This is a genomic window from Pseudomonas sp. NPDC089743, assembly GCF_044748785.1.
GTDB classification, from domain to species: domain Bacteria; phylum Pseudomonadota; class Gammaproteobacteria; order Pseudomonadales; family Pseudomonadaceae; genus Aquipseudomonas; species Aquipseudomonas putida_X.
Genome location: NZ_JBIVGS010000008.1, coordinates 74,747 through 90,424 on the forward strand (window position 1 = coordinate 74,747; position 15,678 = coordinate 90,424).

Annotated in this window: 16 protein-coding genes and 1 riboswitch; of the genes, 9 read left to right on the plus strand and 7 right to left on the minus strand. The window is 61.7% G+C overall.

From position 1 onward, the window contains the following. Nucleotides 1–32: 32 nt before the first annotated feature. On the minus strand, nt 33–1,049 hold the full coding sequence (locus tag ACIPZC_RS15875; protein ID WP_400627990.1) for an ABC transporter substrate-binding protein: 1,017 nt from the start codon (nt 1,047–1,049) through the stop codon (nt 33–35). A 645-nt stretch (nt 1,050–1,694) separates the two neighbouring features. On the opposite strand from ACIPZC_RS15875, the gene ACIPZC_RS15880 reads away from it, so the two are divergent. The 3 genes from ACIPZC_RS15880 to ACIPZC_RS15890 all read left to right on the plus strand — a co-directional run bounded on the left by ACIPZC_RS15880 (nt 1,695) and on the right by ACIPZC_RS15890 (nt 4,651). Beyond that, nucleotides 1,695–2,501 (plus strand): outer membrane protein OmpK, encoded by an 807-nt coding sequence (locus ACIPZC_RS15880; protein ID WP_400627992.1) that lies wholly within the window; start codon nt 1,695–1,697, stop codon nt 2,499–2,501. A 205-nt stretch (nt 2,502–2,706) separates the two neighbouring features. Beyond that, nucleotides 2,707–4,329, plus strand: coding sequence for a methyl-accepting chemotaxis protein (locus ACIPZC_RS15885; protein WP_400627994.1), 1,623 nt, complete (start codon nt 2,707–2,709; stop codon nt 4,327–4,329). A gap of 88 nt (nt 4,330–4,417) precedes the next feature. Then, nucleotides 4,418–4,651 (plus strand): hypothetical protein, encoded by a 234-nt coding sequence (locus ACIPZC_RS15890; protein WP_400627996.1) that lies wholly within the window; start codon nt 4,418–4,420, stop codon nt 4,649–4,651. Nucleotides 4,652–4,684: 33 nt separating this feature from the next. Here ACIPZC_RS15890 and ACIPZC_RS15895 read toward each other — a convergent pair whose 3' ends face one another. After that, nucleotides 4,685–4,876 carry a hypothetical protein gene (locus tag ACIPZC_RS15895; protein ID WP_241806913.1) on the minus strand — a complete coding sequence of 64 codons (192 nt, stop codon included), beginning with the start codon at nt 4,874–4,876 and terminating at the stop codon, nt 4,685–4,687. A 197-nt stretch (nt 4,877–5,073) separates the two neighbouring features. Here ACIPZC_RS15895 and ACIPZC_RS15900 point away from each other — a divergent pair, with 197 nt between their 5' ends. Further along, complete coding sequence (locus ACIPZC_RS15900; RefSeq protein WP_400627998.1) at nt 5,074–5,451, plus strand: VOC family protein; 378 nt, start codon at nt 5,074–5,076, stop codon at nt 5,449–5,451. 168 nt (nt 5,452–5,619) lie between these two features. Here the strand turns inward: ACIPZC_RS15900 and ACIPZC_RS15905 are convergent, their stop codons facing one another. The 5 genes from ACIPZC_RS15905 to ACIPZC_RS15925 all read right to left on the minus strand — a co-directional run bounded on the left by ACIPZC_RS15905 (nt 5,620) and on the right by ACIPZC_RS15925 (nt 9,545). Next, nucleotides 5,620–6,261 carry a 3-oxoacid CoA-transferase subunit B gene (locus ACIPZC_RS15905; protein ID WP_241806915.1) on the minus strand — a complete coding sequence of 214 codons (642 nt, stop codon included), beginning with the start codon at nt 6,259–6,261 and terminating at the stop codon, nt 5,620–5,622. A gap of 8 nt (nt 6,262–6,269) precedes the next feature. Further along, nucleotides 6,270–6,965: a 3-oxoacid CoA-transferase subunit A gene (locus ACIPZC_RS15910; RefSeq protein WP_039601534.1), complete on the minus strand. Its 696-nt coding sequence runs from the start codon at nt 6,963–6,965 to the stop codon at nt 6,270–6,272. A 328-nt stretch (nt 6,966–7,293) separates the two neighbouring features. Continuing rightward, entirely contained in the window at nt 7,294–7,566 is a 273-nt protein-coding gene (locus ACIPZC_RS15915) for a hypothetical protein (protein WP_400628282.1), read from the minus strand. A 32-nt stretch (nt 7,567–7,598) separates the two neighbouring features. Then, nucleotides 7,599–8,138: a type 1 glutamine amidotransferase domain-containing protein gene (locus tag ACIPZC_RS15920; protein WP_400628001.1), complete on the minus strand. Its 540-nt coding sequence runs from the start codon at nt 8,136–8,138 to the stop codon at nt 7,599–7,601. Between the two features lie 81 nt (nt 8,139–8,219). Beyond that, nucleotides 8,220–9,545: an SDR family oxidoreductase gene (locus ACIPZC_RS15925; RefSeq protein ID WP_400628002.1), complete on the minus strand. Its 1,326-nt coding sequence runs from the start codon at nt 9,543–9,545 to the stop codon at nt 8,220–8,222. Between the two features lie 99 nt (nt 9,546–9,644). Here ACIPZC_RS15925 and ACIPZC_RS15930 point away from each other — a divergent pair, with 99 nt between their 5' ends. From ACIPZC_RS15930 to ACIPZC_RS15950, 5 genes are all read left to right on the plus strand, one after another. Further along, nucleotides 9,645–10,169: an NUDIX domain-containing protein gene (locus tag ACIPZC_RS15930; RefSeq protein ID WP_400628004.1), complete on the plus strand. Its 525-nt coding sequence runs from the start codon at nt 9,645–9,647 to the stop codon at nt 10,167–10,169. A 207-nt stretch (nt 10,170–10,376) separates the two neighbouring features. Then, a riboswitch (cobalamin riboswitch) is annotated at nt 10,377–10,585 on the plus strand. A 108-nt stretch (nt 10,586–10,693) separates the two neighbouring features. After that, nucleotides 10,694–12,832 carry a TonB-dependent receptor gene (locus ACIPZC_RS15935; protein WP_400628006.1) on the plus strand — a complete coding sequence of 713 codons (2,139 nt, stop codon included), beginning with the start codon at nt 10,694–10,696 and terminating at the stop codon, nt 12,830–12,832. A gap of 47 nt (nt 12,833–12,879) precedes the next feature. Further along, on the plus strand, nt 12,880–13,665 hold the full coding sequence (locus ACIPZC_RS15940; RefSeq protein WP_400628008.1) for an ABC transporter ATP-binding protein: 786 nt from the start codon (nt 12,880–12,882) through the stop codon (nt 13,663–13,665). After that, nucleotides 13,662–14,630 (plus strand): ABC transporter substrate-binding protein, encoded by a 969-nt coding sequence (locus tag ACIPZC_RS15945; protein ID WP_400628010.1) that lies wholly within the window; start codon nt 13,662–13,664, stop codon nt 14,628–14,630. Before ACIPZC_RS15940 ends, ACIPZC_RS15945 begins: the two co-directional genes overlap by 4 nt. Continuing rightward, nucleotides 14,627–15,646, plus strand: coding sequence for a FecCD family ABC transporter permease (locus ACIPZC_RS15950; protein ID WP_400628012.1), 1,020 nt, complete (start codon nt 14,627–14,629; stop codon nt 15,644–15,646). Before ACIPZC_RS15945 ends, ACIPZC_RS15950 begins: the two co-directional genes overlap by 4 nt. Nucleotides 15,647–15,678 lie beyond the last annotated feature (32 nt).

Here is a 15,678-nt window from a genome sequence, read left to right on the forward strand (position 1 = left end):
TGCCCCGGCACACCGGGGCGCCGAACCGGCGGTCAGTGGCTGGCGAACACTTCGCTTTCGCCGTGGGCTTCGAGCAGGCCCAGCAGTTGCCGGCGGATCACCAGGCCTGGCTTGTCCGAGGGCATGTGCAGCTCCACACGCCGCCGGGTATCGACGCAGGCGTCCGGGTCGGTGGCCTCAAGGATGTCACGGTCTTCGGCGGTGATCGCCGCGTCCCAGTCGATCAGCGCCTGGGTCGGGCAGTCGGTCTCGCTGTCATTGCGATAGAGCCACTGCACCAGCATCAGCCGGCCGTCATCGATCGGTGTGGCGCAGTTGTAGATGATGTGGTGGATGCCGCTGTCCGGGTACATGCAGCCAAAGCGGCGAGAGAACGGCAGGTAGTAGCGGTTGACCAGGTGGCGCTCGGTGATCGGCGCACGGGTGCCGGTAATGGCGAAGCTTTCTTCAGGGTTGCGGATGGGCACGCGGGTCTCGGCTTCAAAGCCGTAGTCGGTTTCGCGAAAGTCATAGCTGGCCGGTTGGGGCTGGTCGAACAGGCCGAAGTTGGCCTTGTGCACGAAGGAAAAATGCGAGTTGTCGAACGAGTTCTCCATTACCCGCAGCGGGCTGGTTTTCCACTCTTGCTGGCCGGACGTAGAGACCAGCACCTGCTTGTTTTTCAGGCCGTCCAGGCCGTTGACATCGGCGTGCGTCATCAAGCCCTGCGGGTCACCCTGGAAGGGTGCAGCCACCGCGACCACCGGCAGCCCTTGCTCCACGCTCTTGAGGATCTGCAGGTCGTAGTTGACGATGAAGTCGGCTTGCTTGCTGACCAGCAACTGCATGCCGTTGACCTGTGGGCCGCCCATGCGGATGGACACATCCAGGCCTTGTTTTTCGTACAAGCCATCGGCCACGGCCTGGTAAAAGCCGCCCTGTTTTGCCTGGGCGTACCAAGAGGTGAGCAACACGACTTTGTCGTTGGCCATGGCCAGGGAGGCGCTGCTCAGCACTGCTGCGCCAAGCAGCGAGCGAAGCGGGTTAGTCAAAGCAAAGCGGTTTTTCATGATTGTTCTCCACCTCGATTCGAAATGCGCCAGGTGTTCGGGAACACGCCAGCGAGGACCGAGCGGAGAGAGAACGCAGCAAGAGGAGGGGTGCACAGCATGCAGCAGCCACGGCTGACACTTCTCTACTTGCCCAGGGCCGGCAGGCCTCGTGCAAATCATCCGCTCGGATGTACGCCCTATCCAAGGCGCAAGAGCAATGCCCCATGCCATGTCTGGCACTGACCGCTTCTACTCGAAGGCAGCTCAAGCCAGAAGCGTGCCAATGTGCGGCAACCGCCAAATACGGGCTGTTCAGGTGCAGGTAGGTGTTGCGAGGGCAGGACAGTGATCCGGGAAGGTGCAGGGCAGGACTGCCGGGCGCCATTAGAGTGCGCAATCCTTGGGTGGCCTGGTACTCAGTCATCCACGAAATTGGCCACAATCACCGAGCTAGACTGTATTCGATCAGTTGGCACGCGCCCTGCTATGGCACAGTCGAGTAGAAGCGGTCAGTGCCAGATATGGCATGGGACATTGCTCTGGCGGCAGCACGCCGCACACCCGGCAAGGGTGGCGCCACGGTTTGCAACGTGGCCAGAGGAGAGGTCCGTCCGCTGAATCCCTTGCTGGTGAACCTCACCGACCTCGACCCAAGGGATGCCCATGAAACTCACCCCTCTTGCCTGCCTTAGCTACTGCTTCCTGCCCCTCTGTGCCCTGGCCAGTTCCGGCGCCCAGGCCGGCCCGCTGATGTGGTACGACAATAGCCTGAGCTACCTCTATGGCCACAATTACAAAGTCGACGGCACCGGCAACGACATCCAGCAGACCGTCACCTTCGAACACGCCAGCGGTTGGAGCTGGGGGGATGTGTTTCTGTTCGTCGACAACAAATGGTCCAACGGGTTGTCGGGCAATGACGGCCATACCTACTACGGTGAATTCTCCCCGCGGTTATCGCTGGGTAAGGTCAGCGGACAGAACCTGCGCTTTGGCATCGTCAAGGATGTACTGATCGCCGCCACCTACGAGCGTGGCGAGGGGCACAATCGCAAGTACCTGCTGGGGCCTGCCGTGGACTTGACTATCCCGGGGTTCGATCGCTTTTCGCTCAATACCTATTACCGCAAGCCCGACGGGATTACCGGCAAGGCGTCAGGGCAATGGCAGATCAACCCGACCTGGGCGATGACCCTACCGCTGGGGCGGTCGGACATTCTGTTCGATGGTTACCTGGAGTGGTACGTGAATGACGTGGGCAGCAAGGGTACGTCGGATTACGTGGCCAAGAGCTTCCACTTCAACCCGCAGGTCAAATACGACGTCGGCAAGGCCCTCGGGCACACGCCGAAGCGGTTGTATGCGGGGCTCGAATGGGATTACTGGTCGGACAAGTATGGGATCGAGGACAGCCACGGGTTCCCGACGGATCAGAATGCGGTGAGTGTACTGGTCAAAGCGCATTTCTGAGAAAACATATTAGGATTGTGGCGTATCCCGTTGTTTCCAAGTGAGTATTGCATCGAGCGCAGCACGGGCTGCGCTCGATGCTCACGAACGCCAAACCGATAATGTTCGATTATCGGGCGCTAACGCCCTTCATGCACTCAACCTTCTGATTAACATGCCGAACGTAATGGGTAGTACATCCCACTGCCATCCGGATACGTCCCCCATGCGCCTGCGCCATCTCAATATCGCTACTCGCTCTTACCTGAGTTTCAGCCTGATCGCTGCACTGGTCGTAGTGCTCGGGCTGTTTTCCATCAACAAGATCTCCAGCATGCGCGAAGCGGTGGTGTATACCGAGCAGGTGACCAACGTCGGGACCCGCTACCTGGGCGAAGTGCGCAGCCACATGCTGGGCCTGCGCATCATCACCATGCGCATGGCCATCGCCCGTGAGCCCGCCCAGCTGGCACCGACCCTGGCGCGCCTGGAGGTGCTCAAAGGCCTGCTCGACAAGGGTGTAGAGGGCTACGGTGCAGTACTGCCAGCGGCGGGCAAACCGGCCTTTACCGAGATGCAGCACCTGATCGACGAATACCGTGTGCTGCTCGACCAGTACAAGGCGTTGTCCGAGCAAAACCAGGTAGCCCAGATGCAGGCGATGCTCAGTGGCGCCATGCAGGACATTTCCAACCGTATCGGTGAGCTATATGACAACCTGGTCAAGTTCAGCAGCGACACCGCCGAACAGCACACCGCCCACGCCCGCGCTGAGTACCAGAGTGCCCTGTACCTGACCTTCGGTGTGCTTGGCTTGGTGCTGGTGCTCACCATTGGCCTTGCCTGGTTGCTGACCCGCAGTATCGTCAGCCCGCTGCGTGAAGCCATCGACGTGGCACAGAACATTGCCCAGGGCGACCTTTCCCACACCGTGCATGCCACTGGCCGCGACGAGGCGACCCAGTTGATGCATGCCCTGGCGGCGATGCAGGCCAGCCTGAAGGACGCCCTGCGGCTGATCGGCGATTCCTCCCATCAGCTGGCTGCGGCCAGTGAACAGATGTCGGCGATTACCCAGCAAACCTCCCGCGACCTCAACCGGCAGAACGACGAGATCCAGCAAGCGGCGACTGCCGTGACGCAGATGAGCGTGGCGGTGGAAGAGGTGGCGCGTAATACCGTCAGCACCTCGGAAATCTCCCGTCAGTCCGAAGACGCGGCGCGGCGCGGTCGTCAGCGGGTGGGCGAGGCGATCAGTTCGATCGGCAAGATGAGCCAGGATGTACATGAGGCGTCGCGGCAGATCGAAGCGCTGGCGGTGCAGTCGCAGGAAGTGGGCAAGGTACTCGATGTGATCGGCGCCATTGCCGGGCAGACCAACTTGCTGGCGCTCAACGCCGCGATCGAGGCGGCGAGGGCGGGTGAAGCGGGGCGCGGCTTTGCCGTGGTGGCAGATGAAGTCCGCGCGCTGGCAGCGCGTACCCAGACCTCGACTCTGGAGATCGAGGAAATGATCAACGCCATTCGCAGCGGCACGGCGCGCGTGGTGGAGTCGATGCACAGCAACAGCCAGCAGGTGGGGCATACCCTGCAGGTGGCTGAGTTGGCCGGGCAGGCACTGGATGAGATCACCGATGGCGCGACCACGATCCATGAGCGCAATATGGTGGTGGCCAGTGCCACTGAAGAACAGGCACAAGTGGCTCGAGAAGTCGATCGTAACCTGTTGAATATTCGGGAACTTGCCGTGCAGACCTCTGAGGGCGCGGACCAGATCAGCACGGCGAGCCAGGAGCTGGCCAGCTTGTCGATCGGCTTGAACGGGATGATGAAGCGTTTTCAGCTCTGACAACCGAGGGATGATGGTCGACATAAGTCGAACCATATGCTGACCCACTGGTCAGGATATTTACCTATCCAGCACTAGAGAGGTCAGCATGCACACGTACAACCTGACGTACCTGTTCAAGGGCGAACCGCGTGATCACCGTTTCGAGCTCAAACAGCACGGGCTTTCGCTTCATGAAGCCGCGTTGCATTTGATTGTGTTGCATTACGGGGATGGCGAAAACAGCCTGGTGATGCCTGCTGCAGATGCCTCCCCGACGGAGATTCTGCAGCAGGCCAAATCGCTTGAGATAACCCAAATCGAAGTACATCCAAGCGAGTAAGCGTGGTCGGCGGGTTGCGCGCGTGCAGGCTGCTCAGCCTGCCTTCAAGCCGGCCAACTGCTGCTGAAGCTCGGCCAGCAACCGCCGACCCGCCGCTTCCACCAGGTCCCCGTACTGAGCGATGGCGTTACACTCCCGGCAGGTGACAATCGATTTTCTGTGGAGCCTGCCGGGCTTTACCAAATCTTGCCCACCGCACTTGAGGCATTTCAGGGTGACACTCATGATCTTCCTCTCCATGGAACACGCGCAGGATCCTTCACGGCGCTTTTGTGGCGGCTGGCAATGATGATGCGGTACATGGAGTGGTCAAGTGGGTAAAACGTTCATTCCGAAAGCAATTTAAGCAGAGCGGGCCCTTCAAAAGTTGCCAGGGAACGCCTTGCGCGTCACCAAGCCCCAACAGAACCGGAGATCGCGAAGTGATTGACCATCTGGACCACCTGGTACTGACCACCGTCGATGTCGATGCATGCAAAGACTTCTATGGCCGCGTGCTCGGCATGCGCCTGGAAACCTTCGGCCAAGGACGCTTGGCGTTCTGCTACGGCAATCAGAAGATCAATGTACATGTGCGCGGGCATGAGTTCGAGCCAAAAGCTCATCTGCCTGTTCCGGGCGCATTGGACCTGTGCTTCATCGCCAGTGTCAGCCTGGAAGAGGTCATCGCGCAGCTGGAACGTCAGCGTTGGCCGATCATCGAGGGGCCGATTCAGCGAACCGGTGCGACCGGGCCTATCCGTTCCGTGTACGTGCGCGACCCGGATCTCAATCTTATCGAGATTTCCGAGCAGTTGTGACAAAAGCTGGCAATGGGCGTTACAGGCGTCACCAAGCGTGACAAGAGGCGCGCCCGGCAAGCCGGCGCAGAAGGCTGAAAAGGCGGGCTGGTATATCGCAGTAGAACGCCGCCACGGCGGCAATGGGCTTCTCGGCCCCTTGGCCGCCAGGCGGATACAGGCAGTAGCTTACTTGATCAGCGGCACGCCACTGAGCTTCTGCAACTCGTCGAAGTCGATGTCAGCGCAGATCTCTACCACTTTCAGGCCGTCGGAGGTCACTTCCAGCACGGCCAGGTCGGTGTAGATGCGGCTGACGCAGCCGATACCGGTCAGCGGGTACGTGCACTCAGGCACGATCTTGCTTTCGCCCGTCTTGGTCAGGTGGTCCATCATCACGAACACCTGGCGCGCGCCGGTGGCCAGGTCCATCGCGCCGCCTACGGCCGGGATGGAACCCTCAGCGCCAGTGTGCCAGTTGGCCAGGTCACCTTTGACCGACACCTGGAAGGCGCCCAGAACGGCGATGTCCAGGTGGCCGCCACGCATCATCGAGAAGGAGTCGGCGTGGTGGAAGAACGCACCCCCGGTGAGCAGGGTCACGTGCTGCTTGCCGGCGTTGATCAGGTCATCGTCTTCCTCGCCCGGCGCGGGGCTCGGGCCCATGCCCAGCAAGCCGTTTTCGCTGTGCAGAAACACTTCCTTGTCGCCCAGGTAGTTGGCCACCAGCGTTGGCGCGCCAATGCCCAGATTCACATACGCGCCTTCCTGGATGTCTGCGGCCACGCGCTGGGCCATCTGGGTGCGGGAAAGTTTTGTGGTAATGGTCATGGCAGGCCTCAGACAGCGTTGGCGATCGAAGAAGCAGCAGCGCCGGTAACGGCGACCACGCGCTGCACGAAGATGCCCGGGGTGATGATGTGTTCCGGGTCCAGTTCACCGAGTTCGACGATCTGGTCGACCTGAGCGATGGCGGTCTTGGCCGCCATGGCCATGATCGGGCCGAAGTTGCGCGCCGCCTTGCGGTAGATCAGGTTGCCCCAACGGTCACCCTTGTACGCCTTGATCAGCGCGAAGTCGGCGTGCAGCGGCATTTCCAGCACGTACTGGCGACCATCGATCTCGCGGGTTTCCTTGCCTTCGGACAGCAGCGTGCCGTAGCCGGTCGGCGAGAAGAATGCACCGATGCCCGAGCCTGCTGCGCGGATACGTTCGGCCAGGTTGCCTTGCGGCACCACTTCCAGCTCGATCTTGCCGGCCCGATACAGTTCGTCGAAGACGTAGGAGTCGGACTGGCGTGGGAAGGAGCAGACCACCTTGCGCACGCTGCCGGCCTTGAGCAGGGCGGCCAGGCCAATCTCGCCATTGCCGGCGTTGTTGCTGATGATGGTCAGGTCACGAGTACCGGTATCGATCAGCGCATCGATCAGCTCGGACGGCATGCCGGCAGTGCCAAAACCACCGACCATGATGGTCGACCCGTCTGTGATTCCTTCCACCGCGCTGGCGATGGACTCATATGTTTTATTGATCAAAGCGAGCTCCTGGTTGTTCCTGGAGTATGGGTTGTGGGCCTGCCTGGCGCGCCCTTTGAAGAGGGGGCCAGTCAGCGCTTGGGACATGTTTGCTGCATGTGCTAAGCGTGCCGCAAGATCGGGCACAAGTAGAGAGGGGGTAAGCGGATGGTGTGCGATTATCGAACCATTGTGCGATCTGCGGGCGGGTCTGTTACCGATGTGGGCCATGCCACGGAGCCGCCGATCAACGGTGCGGGTTGGGCTATGAGGGTTCTCCCGGGAGCACGCCCGATGCGCTGGGCTATGGAACGAACCAGTGAGGCGATGCCCCCGGTATAACCGCTGATCAAGCCGGCGGAGAATGGGCCCCTTGCGATCTGTGTGACGCTACCTTGTTCTTCCACCAGCCTCTGAGGTTCATGAGGCAGAGCACGACCTGCAATACGATCAAAGCCCACGCCTGGGCATGCAAGCCCCAGATCGACCACAGCAGGTTGCTGGCGATAAAACAGCAGAATCCCAGTTTACGCCGCCCGGGGCGGCGCGAGCCGATACACCAGGCCGCCACCACCGTGACGGCCATGGCAGGCCACTCCAACAAACCGATCCAGTCTTCCATCGCGCCGAACCCAAATCGTTGAACCAAGGCCATCAGCCTGCCAATGCTTTGATCAATTGCTCATTGAAGGCAGGAATATCGTCCGGCTGGCGGCTGCTGATCAGGTTGCCATCGACCACCACCTGTTCATCTACCCACGTGCCGCCGGCGTTGCGAATATCATCCTGCAAGGTCTTGTAGCTGGTCATCCGCTTGCCTTTGACCAACCCACTCGATATCAGCAACCAGCCACCGTGGCAGATGACCGCCAGGGGTCTGCCGGCAGCGTCATGGCTTTTGACCAGCTGTTGCGCGCCAGGGATCAAGCGAATGGTGTCGGAGTTCTGAACGCCGCCGGGCAGCACCAGGGCATCGTAAAGATCGAGCTGGGCATTGTCGAAAGTCGCATCCACGGTGAATTCGTCGGCGGGCTTGTCATGGTTCCAGCCTCGGACCGTACCTTCTTTCTCACCCAGGATGTCGACCACCGCGCCGCTCTTTTCCAAAGCCTCACGGGGGCCGGTCAGTTCCACCTGCTCGAAGCCGTCAGTGACCAGAAAGGCCACACGCTTACCGCTCAGTTGGGCATTCATCATTCATCTCCTTTACCAATAAACCTTCAATAGGGGCCCGCCATGGCGAGCAAAGTTCCTGCTCGATGCTCAGCGGTGTGCTCAGCGGCGCCTGCGTGGCGAGCGGGTGGCGGCGAGCCCGGCGATGACACCGACGGCTGCCGCAACCACCCACAGGGTCATGTTGCCGTTGCTGGATTTCCAGCCGCCCTCCACGCTGCGCCGGTCACTGGTTGGCTCGAACAGGTTGCCGGAGGTGATCCGTGCACTGGGGCTGCGGTTCAACGCCCTGCGTGTCAGCCACCCTGTGACCAGCGCCAGGCGCGGCACGAGGTAGCTCGCCAGGTGGGCAAGGCGGGCGGCAGTGCCAACGGTGGTGTGGGCGCGAGGGGAAATAGCGCTGGCCACCATGGCCTTGGCTACCTGCTGCGGGTCGTAGATCGGCCCGGGCGGTGTGAGCGCATGGCCGGTGTAATTGCCACCATCCCTGAAGCCCGGGGTGTCCATGACCGCTGGATAAATGTCGCAGACGTGGATGTCCGGGAACTCGGTCAATTCGCCGCGCAGCGCCTCGGTCAGCCCGCGCAGGCCGAACTTGCTCGCCGAATAGGCCGCCGCGTAGGGTTGGGCGATCCAGCTTCCCAGTGACAGGGTGTTGATGAGAATGCCGCTGCGTTGGGCCTTGAAATAGGGCAGGACCACGTAGGCGCCACGCAGGTAACCGATCAGGTCGGTCTGAATGACCTGTTCGTGTGCTTGCAGCGGTGTTTGCTCAAAGTTGCCCACCGCGCCAACGCCGGCGTTATTGACCCAGATATCGATCCGTCCGTGGCCAAATTCGGCAGCCTGCGTGGCCAGCGCCTGCACCTGGTCGCTGCGGGTAACGTCGGTGACGATCGCCACGGCGTCTGTGCCACAGTCGGTGCACTCATCCAGCACATCGAACAAGGCTTGCTCATCGCGTGCAGCGAGCACCAACCGCGCACCGGTGCAAGCGAATGCATGCGCCGCGGCCCTGCCTATCCCACTGGAAGCGCCGGTGATGACCACGACCTTGCCGCGCAACGGGCCCTTTCCGGGGGTAGGGGCCGCGGGGTGGGCAGGTTCTGGGGCCTGCTCGAGGTTGTCGGTAGGTGCGAGGGTGGCGCTGGCGGGTATCTTCGAGAGCTGCAGGGCCGTGCCGTCGATCAGCACCAGCTTCATGCCCTCGATGGTGCCCGCCACCCGGTCCGGGAAAACGGGTTCACCCTGCGCATCCAGGCTGTCATAGAGGAATTTCGTCCCTTCGAGCCAGCCTACTGCCGTGAGCAGCTCGGGGCCGAGGTAATACTTACCGTCCTGAAAAAACCCAGGGAACTGATGAGCGCGCTCGACGTTCTCCACGCAGTAGCGTTCGCCTGGTTTCATGCCTGTCGCTTGATCGATCATGGTTCGAACCCCTTCGGTCAAAGGCCAGCAATCGCTTGGCGTTTGCTGTGTTCGTCGGACTCTGCGAGGCACAAGCCCCAATGTGGAGTGACTAAGCAAATGAAGCCGGCAGAGGCAGCAAAGTTCAGCGCAGGTGGCAGGCGGCGTTACCAAGGCAATAGCGCGAATGTGGATGGCTTGAACTTGCCGGATCTTCAGGCGGTCCACCGTCACTCAAGAATGGAAAAGGGAGTGAGGATGTCGACACCTGGCAAGCTCCGGACGCGTGCAACAGTGCTCTGCTTTCGCAGCGGCCGACTGTTGTTGGTGCGCCGTAAATCGCGTGGGTGGAATTTCCCAGGTGGCAGCGTCAAGCCGCATGAGTGCCCCCTCAGTGCTGCCGTTCGTGAACTCCAGGAAGAAACGGGTATCCGCCGGCAACGCTTGGTACAGCTGTGTACTGTCCGTGCCGGTCGCATTGTCCATCACATCTTTACCTTGCAGATCGATGAACGAGACCGGCCAGTGCCGCAGAACGAAATCGTGGCGTGCAAGTGGGTACAGCGCCGCAAGCTGGGGCCGTCCCGACTAGGGCCCGCAGCTGCTGAACTGCTGGCGCGCAAGCTTCCGGCCTTGGTCGCTTGATTGGAGAAGGTAGCGCTTTAGCTAGGCAAATGATGCCCGAGGGTTTGGGCACTAAGCCGGTCCTTGTTTCAGGTGCGCCACGTTACAGACAAGCCACTCCAACCGGCCTGATTGTGCAACTGCCCGGCGCGTGCAAACTCAACGGTTCATCTCCAGACAAAGCCATTACGTCAAGGTGGCAGTTGACCTGAACCGGTTTTGATGGTCATCTGCGCGCCTGTTTCAGGTGCCCCCTGCCGCCGTGCATGGGGTGAAACGGGAAGCCGGTTCGTCATCCTCGCGATGATCAGTCCGGCGCTGCCCCCGCAACGGTATGCGAGCGAAGTATTCGACACACCACTGTGCCTCGGCATGGGAAGGTGAATGCTTCATGACCCTCGCGAGCCCGGAGACCGGCCTGAAGCACAGTTTGGCAAACCCGCGGTGGGCGGGCGCAGGCCGGTTTCCGTGGGCGTGCGCGCCTGCGCGTTCCCCATGCGTTGTTCCCTCCGGGATTCTTTCATTCCTGCTGCAAGTGGAAAGACATGTCCCGTTTCTCGCTTTTCAGTTCTCTGCCAGGCACGTTGATGCGTGCAAGCCTGGTGCCTTGTGTTTTCATCACCGTCCCGGCGTACGGCGCCGATGCTGACCAGGCGCTGGCGTTACCTGCTACCGCCATTACAGGCACCCTCGGGCAGGACACCCCACCGGATCTGCATACCCCCAGCACCAGTGGTTCGCGCCTGAACCTCACACCCCTGGAAACGCCTGCGAGCGTCACCAGCATCAGCGCCGAGCAGATTCAAGCCCGCAACAACAACACCGTCCAGGATGCAGTGACGCGCTCGCCCGGCATCACCTTCATCGGTACCCCCGGCAACGGCGGCACGGCGCTCTCGGCCCGAGGGTTTACCGGGCACAGTTCCACCATGCAGCTGTACGACGGCACCCGGCTGTATGTGGGCGCCGGCACCGTCACCTTTCCTGTGGACACCTGGTCGGTCGAGCGCATCGATGTGCTGCGCGGCCCGGCATCGGTGCTCTATGGTGAGGGTGCCACGGGCGCGGTCATCAACGTGGTGCCGAAAAAGCCCTTCGATGGGGAAGTGCGTAACCATGTACGCTTGGGCTACGGCTCCAATGATCGTCGGCAGGTGGCGCTGGACAGCGGCGGCTCGCTGACCGATACGCTGAGCTACCGACTGAACCTCAACAAGCTTGCCAGTAACGGCTGGGTCGACCGCGGTGAATCAGAAAGCATCGCCGTCAGCGGCGCGTTGCACTGGCAACCGAATGACGACCTCAGCGTCACCCTCAGCCACGATTACGGTGATCAGGACCCACAGCAGTACTTCGGTACACCGCTGGTCAACGGGCATTACCAGGAGTCGATACGCGACCACAATTACAACGTCGATAACGCCGAGGTCCACTACAACGACCAGTCCACGCGGCTGGTCACTGACTGGGTGATCAGCGACAACCTCACCGCCAGCAATCAGTTGTACTTCCTCAAGGCTCAACGCCGCTGGCGCAACGCCGAGAGCTATACCTGGCTGCCGGGTGGTCAGGTGCAGCGCAGCAACTTCATCAGCATCAAGCAGGTCCAGGAGCAGATCGGCGATCGCCAGTCGTTTACCTTGCAGCATTCGCTGTTCGGCCTGGACAGCCAGACTGTGGTCGGCGCCGACTACAACTCGATCCGGTTCGTGCGCAAGCATGACTTCGACAACACCCACACCGATACCGTGCCGCTGTCTGGTTCGGGTGGCGGTGACTACATCAGCACTGACCCCTACCGCTCGCGCGAAGCCAACCAGGCCAAGCAGTTCTCGTTGTTCGCCGAAAACCGCACGCAGCTTACCGAGCGGTTGTCGTTGATTACCGGGGTGCGGCGTGACCAGGTGCACCTGGACCGTGAAGATCTGGATACCGATACCCGGTCGGATCGCAGCCTGAGTGGCGACAACTGGCGAGCGGGCCTGGTGTTCGCGCTTAACCAGGACCTCTCGGTCTACGGCCAGTACGCCACCAGCACCGAGGGCGTCAGCAACCTGCTGACCCTCAGTGCCGCGCAACAAAGCTGGGACCTGAGCACCGCCAAACAGACCGAGGTGGGCATCAAGCAGATGCTGCCTGAGGGCCGTGGCGAGTGGACCCTGGCGGCCTACCACATCGTCAAGAAGAAGCTGCTCAGCACCGATCCGCTCAACCCGACGGTGCAACAACAGATCGGCCAGCAGTCTTCGGACGGCATCGAAGCCACGCTGGAGCTACGCCTGCCGTACGATATGCAGCTTTCAGCCAACGCCGCCTGGGTGCGTGCCGAGTACGACGAGTTTGCCAGCGGCAGCAACGACTACAGTGGCAACCGGCCCGTCAACGTACCGCGGCGTTCGGCCAACCTGTGGTTGAGCAAGGACTTCGGTCAGCGCTTCAGCGCCGGGGCAGGGGCGCGTTATGTCGACAGCCGCTATGGCGATAACGCCAACATCGTGCAGGTGCCGAGCTACACCGTGGTCGATGCCAACTTCGACTGGCATGTCCAACCTGATCTCACGCTGGGCCTGCAATTGAACAATCTGTTCGACCGCCAGTACGCCACCACCACAGACAACAACGGCCTGCAGTGGTACCTGGGCGAGCCGCGTTCGTTCTTCGTGACGGCTGACTACAGCTTCTGACGGGGCCGCCACCGGCCTTCGGGCCGGTGCTTGCTGGAGTGTGTTCAATGATGCATCTGAGAATCGACGGCCTGCATTGGTCTGTGCCTGAGCGAGGCGGCAGGCAACGCCCGTTGCTGCACGCCGTGGATCTGTGTGTCGGCAAAGGAGAGTTCGTTGGGCTGATTGGCCCCAACGGCAGCGGCAAGACCAGCTTGCTGCGCTGCGCCTACCGGGCTACGCAGCCAACCGCAGGCCGGGTGAGCTTGAATGGCGTCGAGTTGTGGCAGCGCAACCCGCGCTGGTGCGCCCAACGCATTGCCGTGGTACTGCAGGAGTTTCCAGAGGAGTTCGGGTTGAGTGTCGGCGAAGTGGTCGCCATGGGCCGCTCGCCGCACAAATCGCTGTTTGAAGGGGACACAGCCGACGATCTGCAACTGGTCGCTGAGGTGCTCGAGCGGGTAGGGCTGAGCGGCTACCGCGAACGCACCTTCGCCACGTTGTCAGGAGGTGAAAAGCAGCGAGTGCTGCTGGCCCGTGCGCTGGTACAGCGCCCTGAAATGCTCATTCTCGATGAACCGACCAACCATCTCGACCCCCGCTATCAACTCGGGTTGCTGCAGCATTTGCGAGGCCTGGGCCTGAGCACCCTGGCCAGTTTCCACGACCTCAACCTGGCAGCGGCGTTTTGCGACCGCTTGTACGTCATCGACGGCGGGCGAATCATTGCCAGTGGGGCGCCGCAGCAGGTGTTGACCGTCGAGCTGCTGTGGCAGGTCTTCGGCCTGCAAGCGCTGATCGACACGCACCCGCTGCATCCTTACCCACGCATTACCTGGATAACCCGGCCATGAACATTCACGCCTTGATCGGCCTGTTGTCGCTGCTGATGGCATTGCCCATCGCGGCCAGTGAATACCCATTGAACATCCGCAGTTGTGAGCGTTCGGTGAGTTTCAGCAAAGCGCCGCAGCGGGTTGTGGTGCACGATGTGAACATGACCGCCATGCTGTTGCACCTGGGCCTGCGCGAGCGCATCGTCGGTTACACCGGCTTTACCCGCCACAAACACCGCGACCCATGGATCGATGACGCGCTGGAGGGCGTGCCGCAACTGGCCAGTCGTTACCCCTCCATCGAAACCTTGCTGGCGGTGGACGCCGACTTGTTCTTCGCTGGCTGGAACTACGGCATGCACGTGGGGGGGCCGGTCACGCCCGCAGCGCTGGCAGCGTTTGAGATCCCGGTCTATGAACTGAGCGAGTCGTGCTCCTGGATCATGCCCCAGCAACGCGCCAGCTTCGATGATGTCTACCGCGACCTGGGCAATCTGGGCCGCATCTTCAATGTCGAGCCGCAAGCCGAAGCCCTCACGGCGCAGATGCGCCAGCAGGTTGCCGAGGTGCGCAGGCGGGTAGGTCAGGCGCAGCATCGGCCACGGGTATTCCTTTACGACAGCGGTGAAGACCGGCCGACCACGTCGGGGCGCCTGGGCATGCCGCAGGCCTTGGTCGATGCTGCCGGTGGCGTGAATGTGATGCAGGACGTGGCGGCCAGCTGGACGCAGGTGAACTGGGAGAGCGTGGTGGAACGCGACCCTGAAGTGATTTTGATCGTCGATTACGGCCCTAGCACCTGGCAGCAGAAGCGCGACTTCCTGTTGCGCCAACCGGCTTTGAAGGATGTGCGGGCCATACGCGAGCAGCGCTTTGTTCCCTTGACGTACCTGCAAGTCACCCCTTCGGTGGAAAACGCCGAGGCCGTCGCGAAGATCGCGCGGGCGTTGCATCCGGCGTTGTTCAAGGAGGCAACACCATGATCTGGGGGCGCAGCCCGGGGAGTTATCGCTGGCTGATCGTGATCCTGGTTGCACTGTTGGTGTTTTCTTCAGTGATCGCTTTGGCATTCGGCCCGGCCTCGGTTCCGCTGGGCCATGTGTTCGGGATCGTTGCCCAGCAATTGGGCGTCGATCTGCCGGGGGCGTGGAGCAACAGCCAGGCGCAGATCGTCTGGATGATCCGCGCACCGCGTGTGTTGTTAGGGGTAGTGGTAGGCGCGGGGCTGGCATTGGTGGGTACCGCCCTGCAGGCCGTCACGCGCAATCCGCTGGCCGACCCGCACCTGCTGGGCGTGAGCTCTGGCGCCGCGCTGGGCGCGGTGCTGGTCATGCTGTACCTCGGCGAATTCATCGGCGTGTTCAGCCTGCCCCTGGCAGCTTTTGTGGGGGCAGCGGCGAGCATGCTGCTGGTTATCGCCGTGGCCAGGCGTGGAGGGCGCATGGAGAGTGACCGCCTGCTTTTGGCGGGGGTCGCGGTGTCATTCGTCCTGATGGCCTTGGTCAACCTGTTGCTGTACACCGCTGACCAGCATGCTGCAGCCTCGGTGGTGTTCTGGATGTTGGGTGGGCTGGGCGCGGCGCGCTGGAGCGTTATCGGCTTGCCGGCAGTGTGTGTGTTGCTTGGGTTGCTTGCGCTACAGGTGATGGGGCGTGGCCTGAATGCGCTCATGAGCGGAGAGCAGACCGCGATCAGCCTGGGGTTCAGCGGCCGCCGCCTGCGTCTTCATGTATTCATCTGCACGTCGTTGCTGACAGGCGTGCTGGTTTCGCTTTCGGGCGCCATAGGCTTCGTGGGGCTGATGGTGCCGCACGTGGCGCGTGCGCTGGTGGGGGCGGAAAACCGGCGGTTGATGCCGGTCAGCGCGCTGCTCGGCGGGCTGTTCATCGTTTGGGTGGATGTGGCTGCGCGCACGCTGATCGCGCCGGAGGACCTGCCGATCGGCATTGCCACCGCAGCCTTGGGTGGGCTGTTCTTCATCGTCCTGCTCAAGCGTTGAGAGCACGGCAAGCGACGGCCTGGTCGCTTGCC

Bases quoted from the DNA above. Each gene is read 5' to 3' on its own strand.
- ACIPZC_RS15875 (WP_400627990.1), bottom strand. From the start codon at position 1,049: ATGAAAAACCGCTTTGCTTTGACTAACCCGCTTCGCTCGCTGCTTGGC.
- ACIPZC_RS15880 (WP_400627992.1), top strand. From the start codon at position 1,695: ATGAAACTCACCCCTCTTGCCTGCCTTAGCTACTGCTTCCTGCCCCTC.
- ACIPZC_RS15885 (WP_400627994.1), top strand. From the start codon at position 2,707: ATGCGCCTGCGCCATCTCAATATCGCTACTCGCTCTTACCTGAGTTTC.
- ACIPZC_RS15890 (WP_400627996.1), top strand. From the start codon at position 4,418: ATGCACACGTACAACCTGACGTACCTGTTCAAGGGCGAACCGCGTGAT.
- ACIPZC_RS15895 (WP_241806913.1), bottom strand. From the start codon at position 4,876: ATGAGTGTCACCCTGAAATGCCTCAAGTGCGGTGGGCAAGATTTGGTA.
- ACIPZC_RS15905 (WP_241806915.1), bottom strand. From the start codon at position 6,261: ATGACCATTACCACAAAACTTTCCCGCACCCAGATGGCCCAGCGCGTG.
- ACIPZC_RS15915 (WP_400628282.1), bottom strand. From the start codon at position 7,566: ATGGAAGACTGGATCGGTTTGTTGGAGTGGCCTGCCATGGCCGTCACG.
- ACIPZC_RS15920 (WP_400628001.1), bottom strand. From the start codon at position 8,138: ATGAATGCCCAACTGAGCGGTAAGCGTGTGGCCTTTCTGGTCACTGAC.
- ACIPZC_RS15925 (WP_400628002.1), bottom strand. From the start codon at position 9,545: ATGATCGATCAAGCGACAGGCATGAAACCAGGCGAACGCTACTGCGTG.
- ACIPZC_RS15930 (WP_400628004.1), top strand. From the start codon at position 9,645: ATGAAGCCGGCAGAGGCAGCAAAGTTCAGCGCAGGTGGCAGGCGGCGT.
- ACIPZC_RS15935 (WP_400628006.1), top strand. From the start codon at position 10,694: ATGTCCCGTTTCTCGCTTTTCAGTTCTCTGCCAGGCACGTTGATGCGT.
- ACIPZC_RS15940 (WP_400628008.1), top strand. From the start codon at position 12,880: ATGATGCATCTGAGAATCGACGGCCTGCATTGGTCTGTGCCTGAGCGA.
- ACIPZC_RS15945 (WP_400628010.1), top strand. From the start codon at position 13,662: ATGAACATTCACGCCTTGATCGGCCTGTTGTCGCTGCTGATGGCATTG.
- ACIPZC_RS15950 (WP_400628012.1), top strand. From the start codon at position 14,627: ATGATCTGGGGGCGCAGCCCGGGGAGTTATCGCTGGCTGATCGTGATC.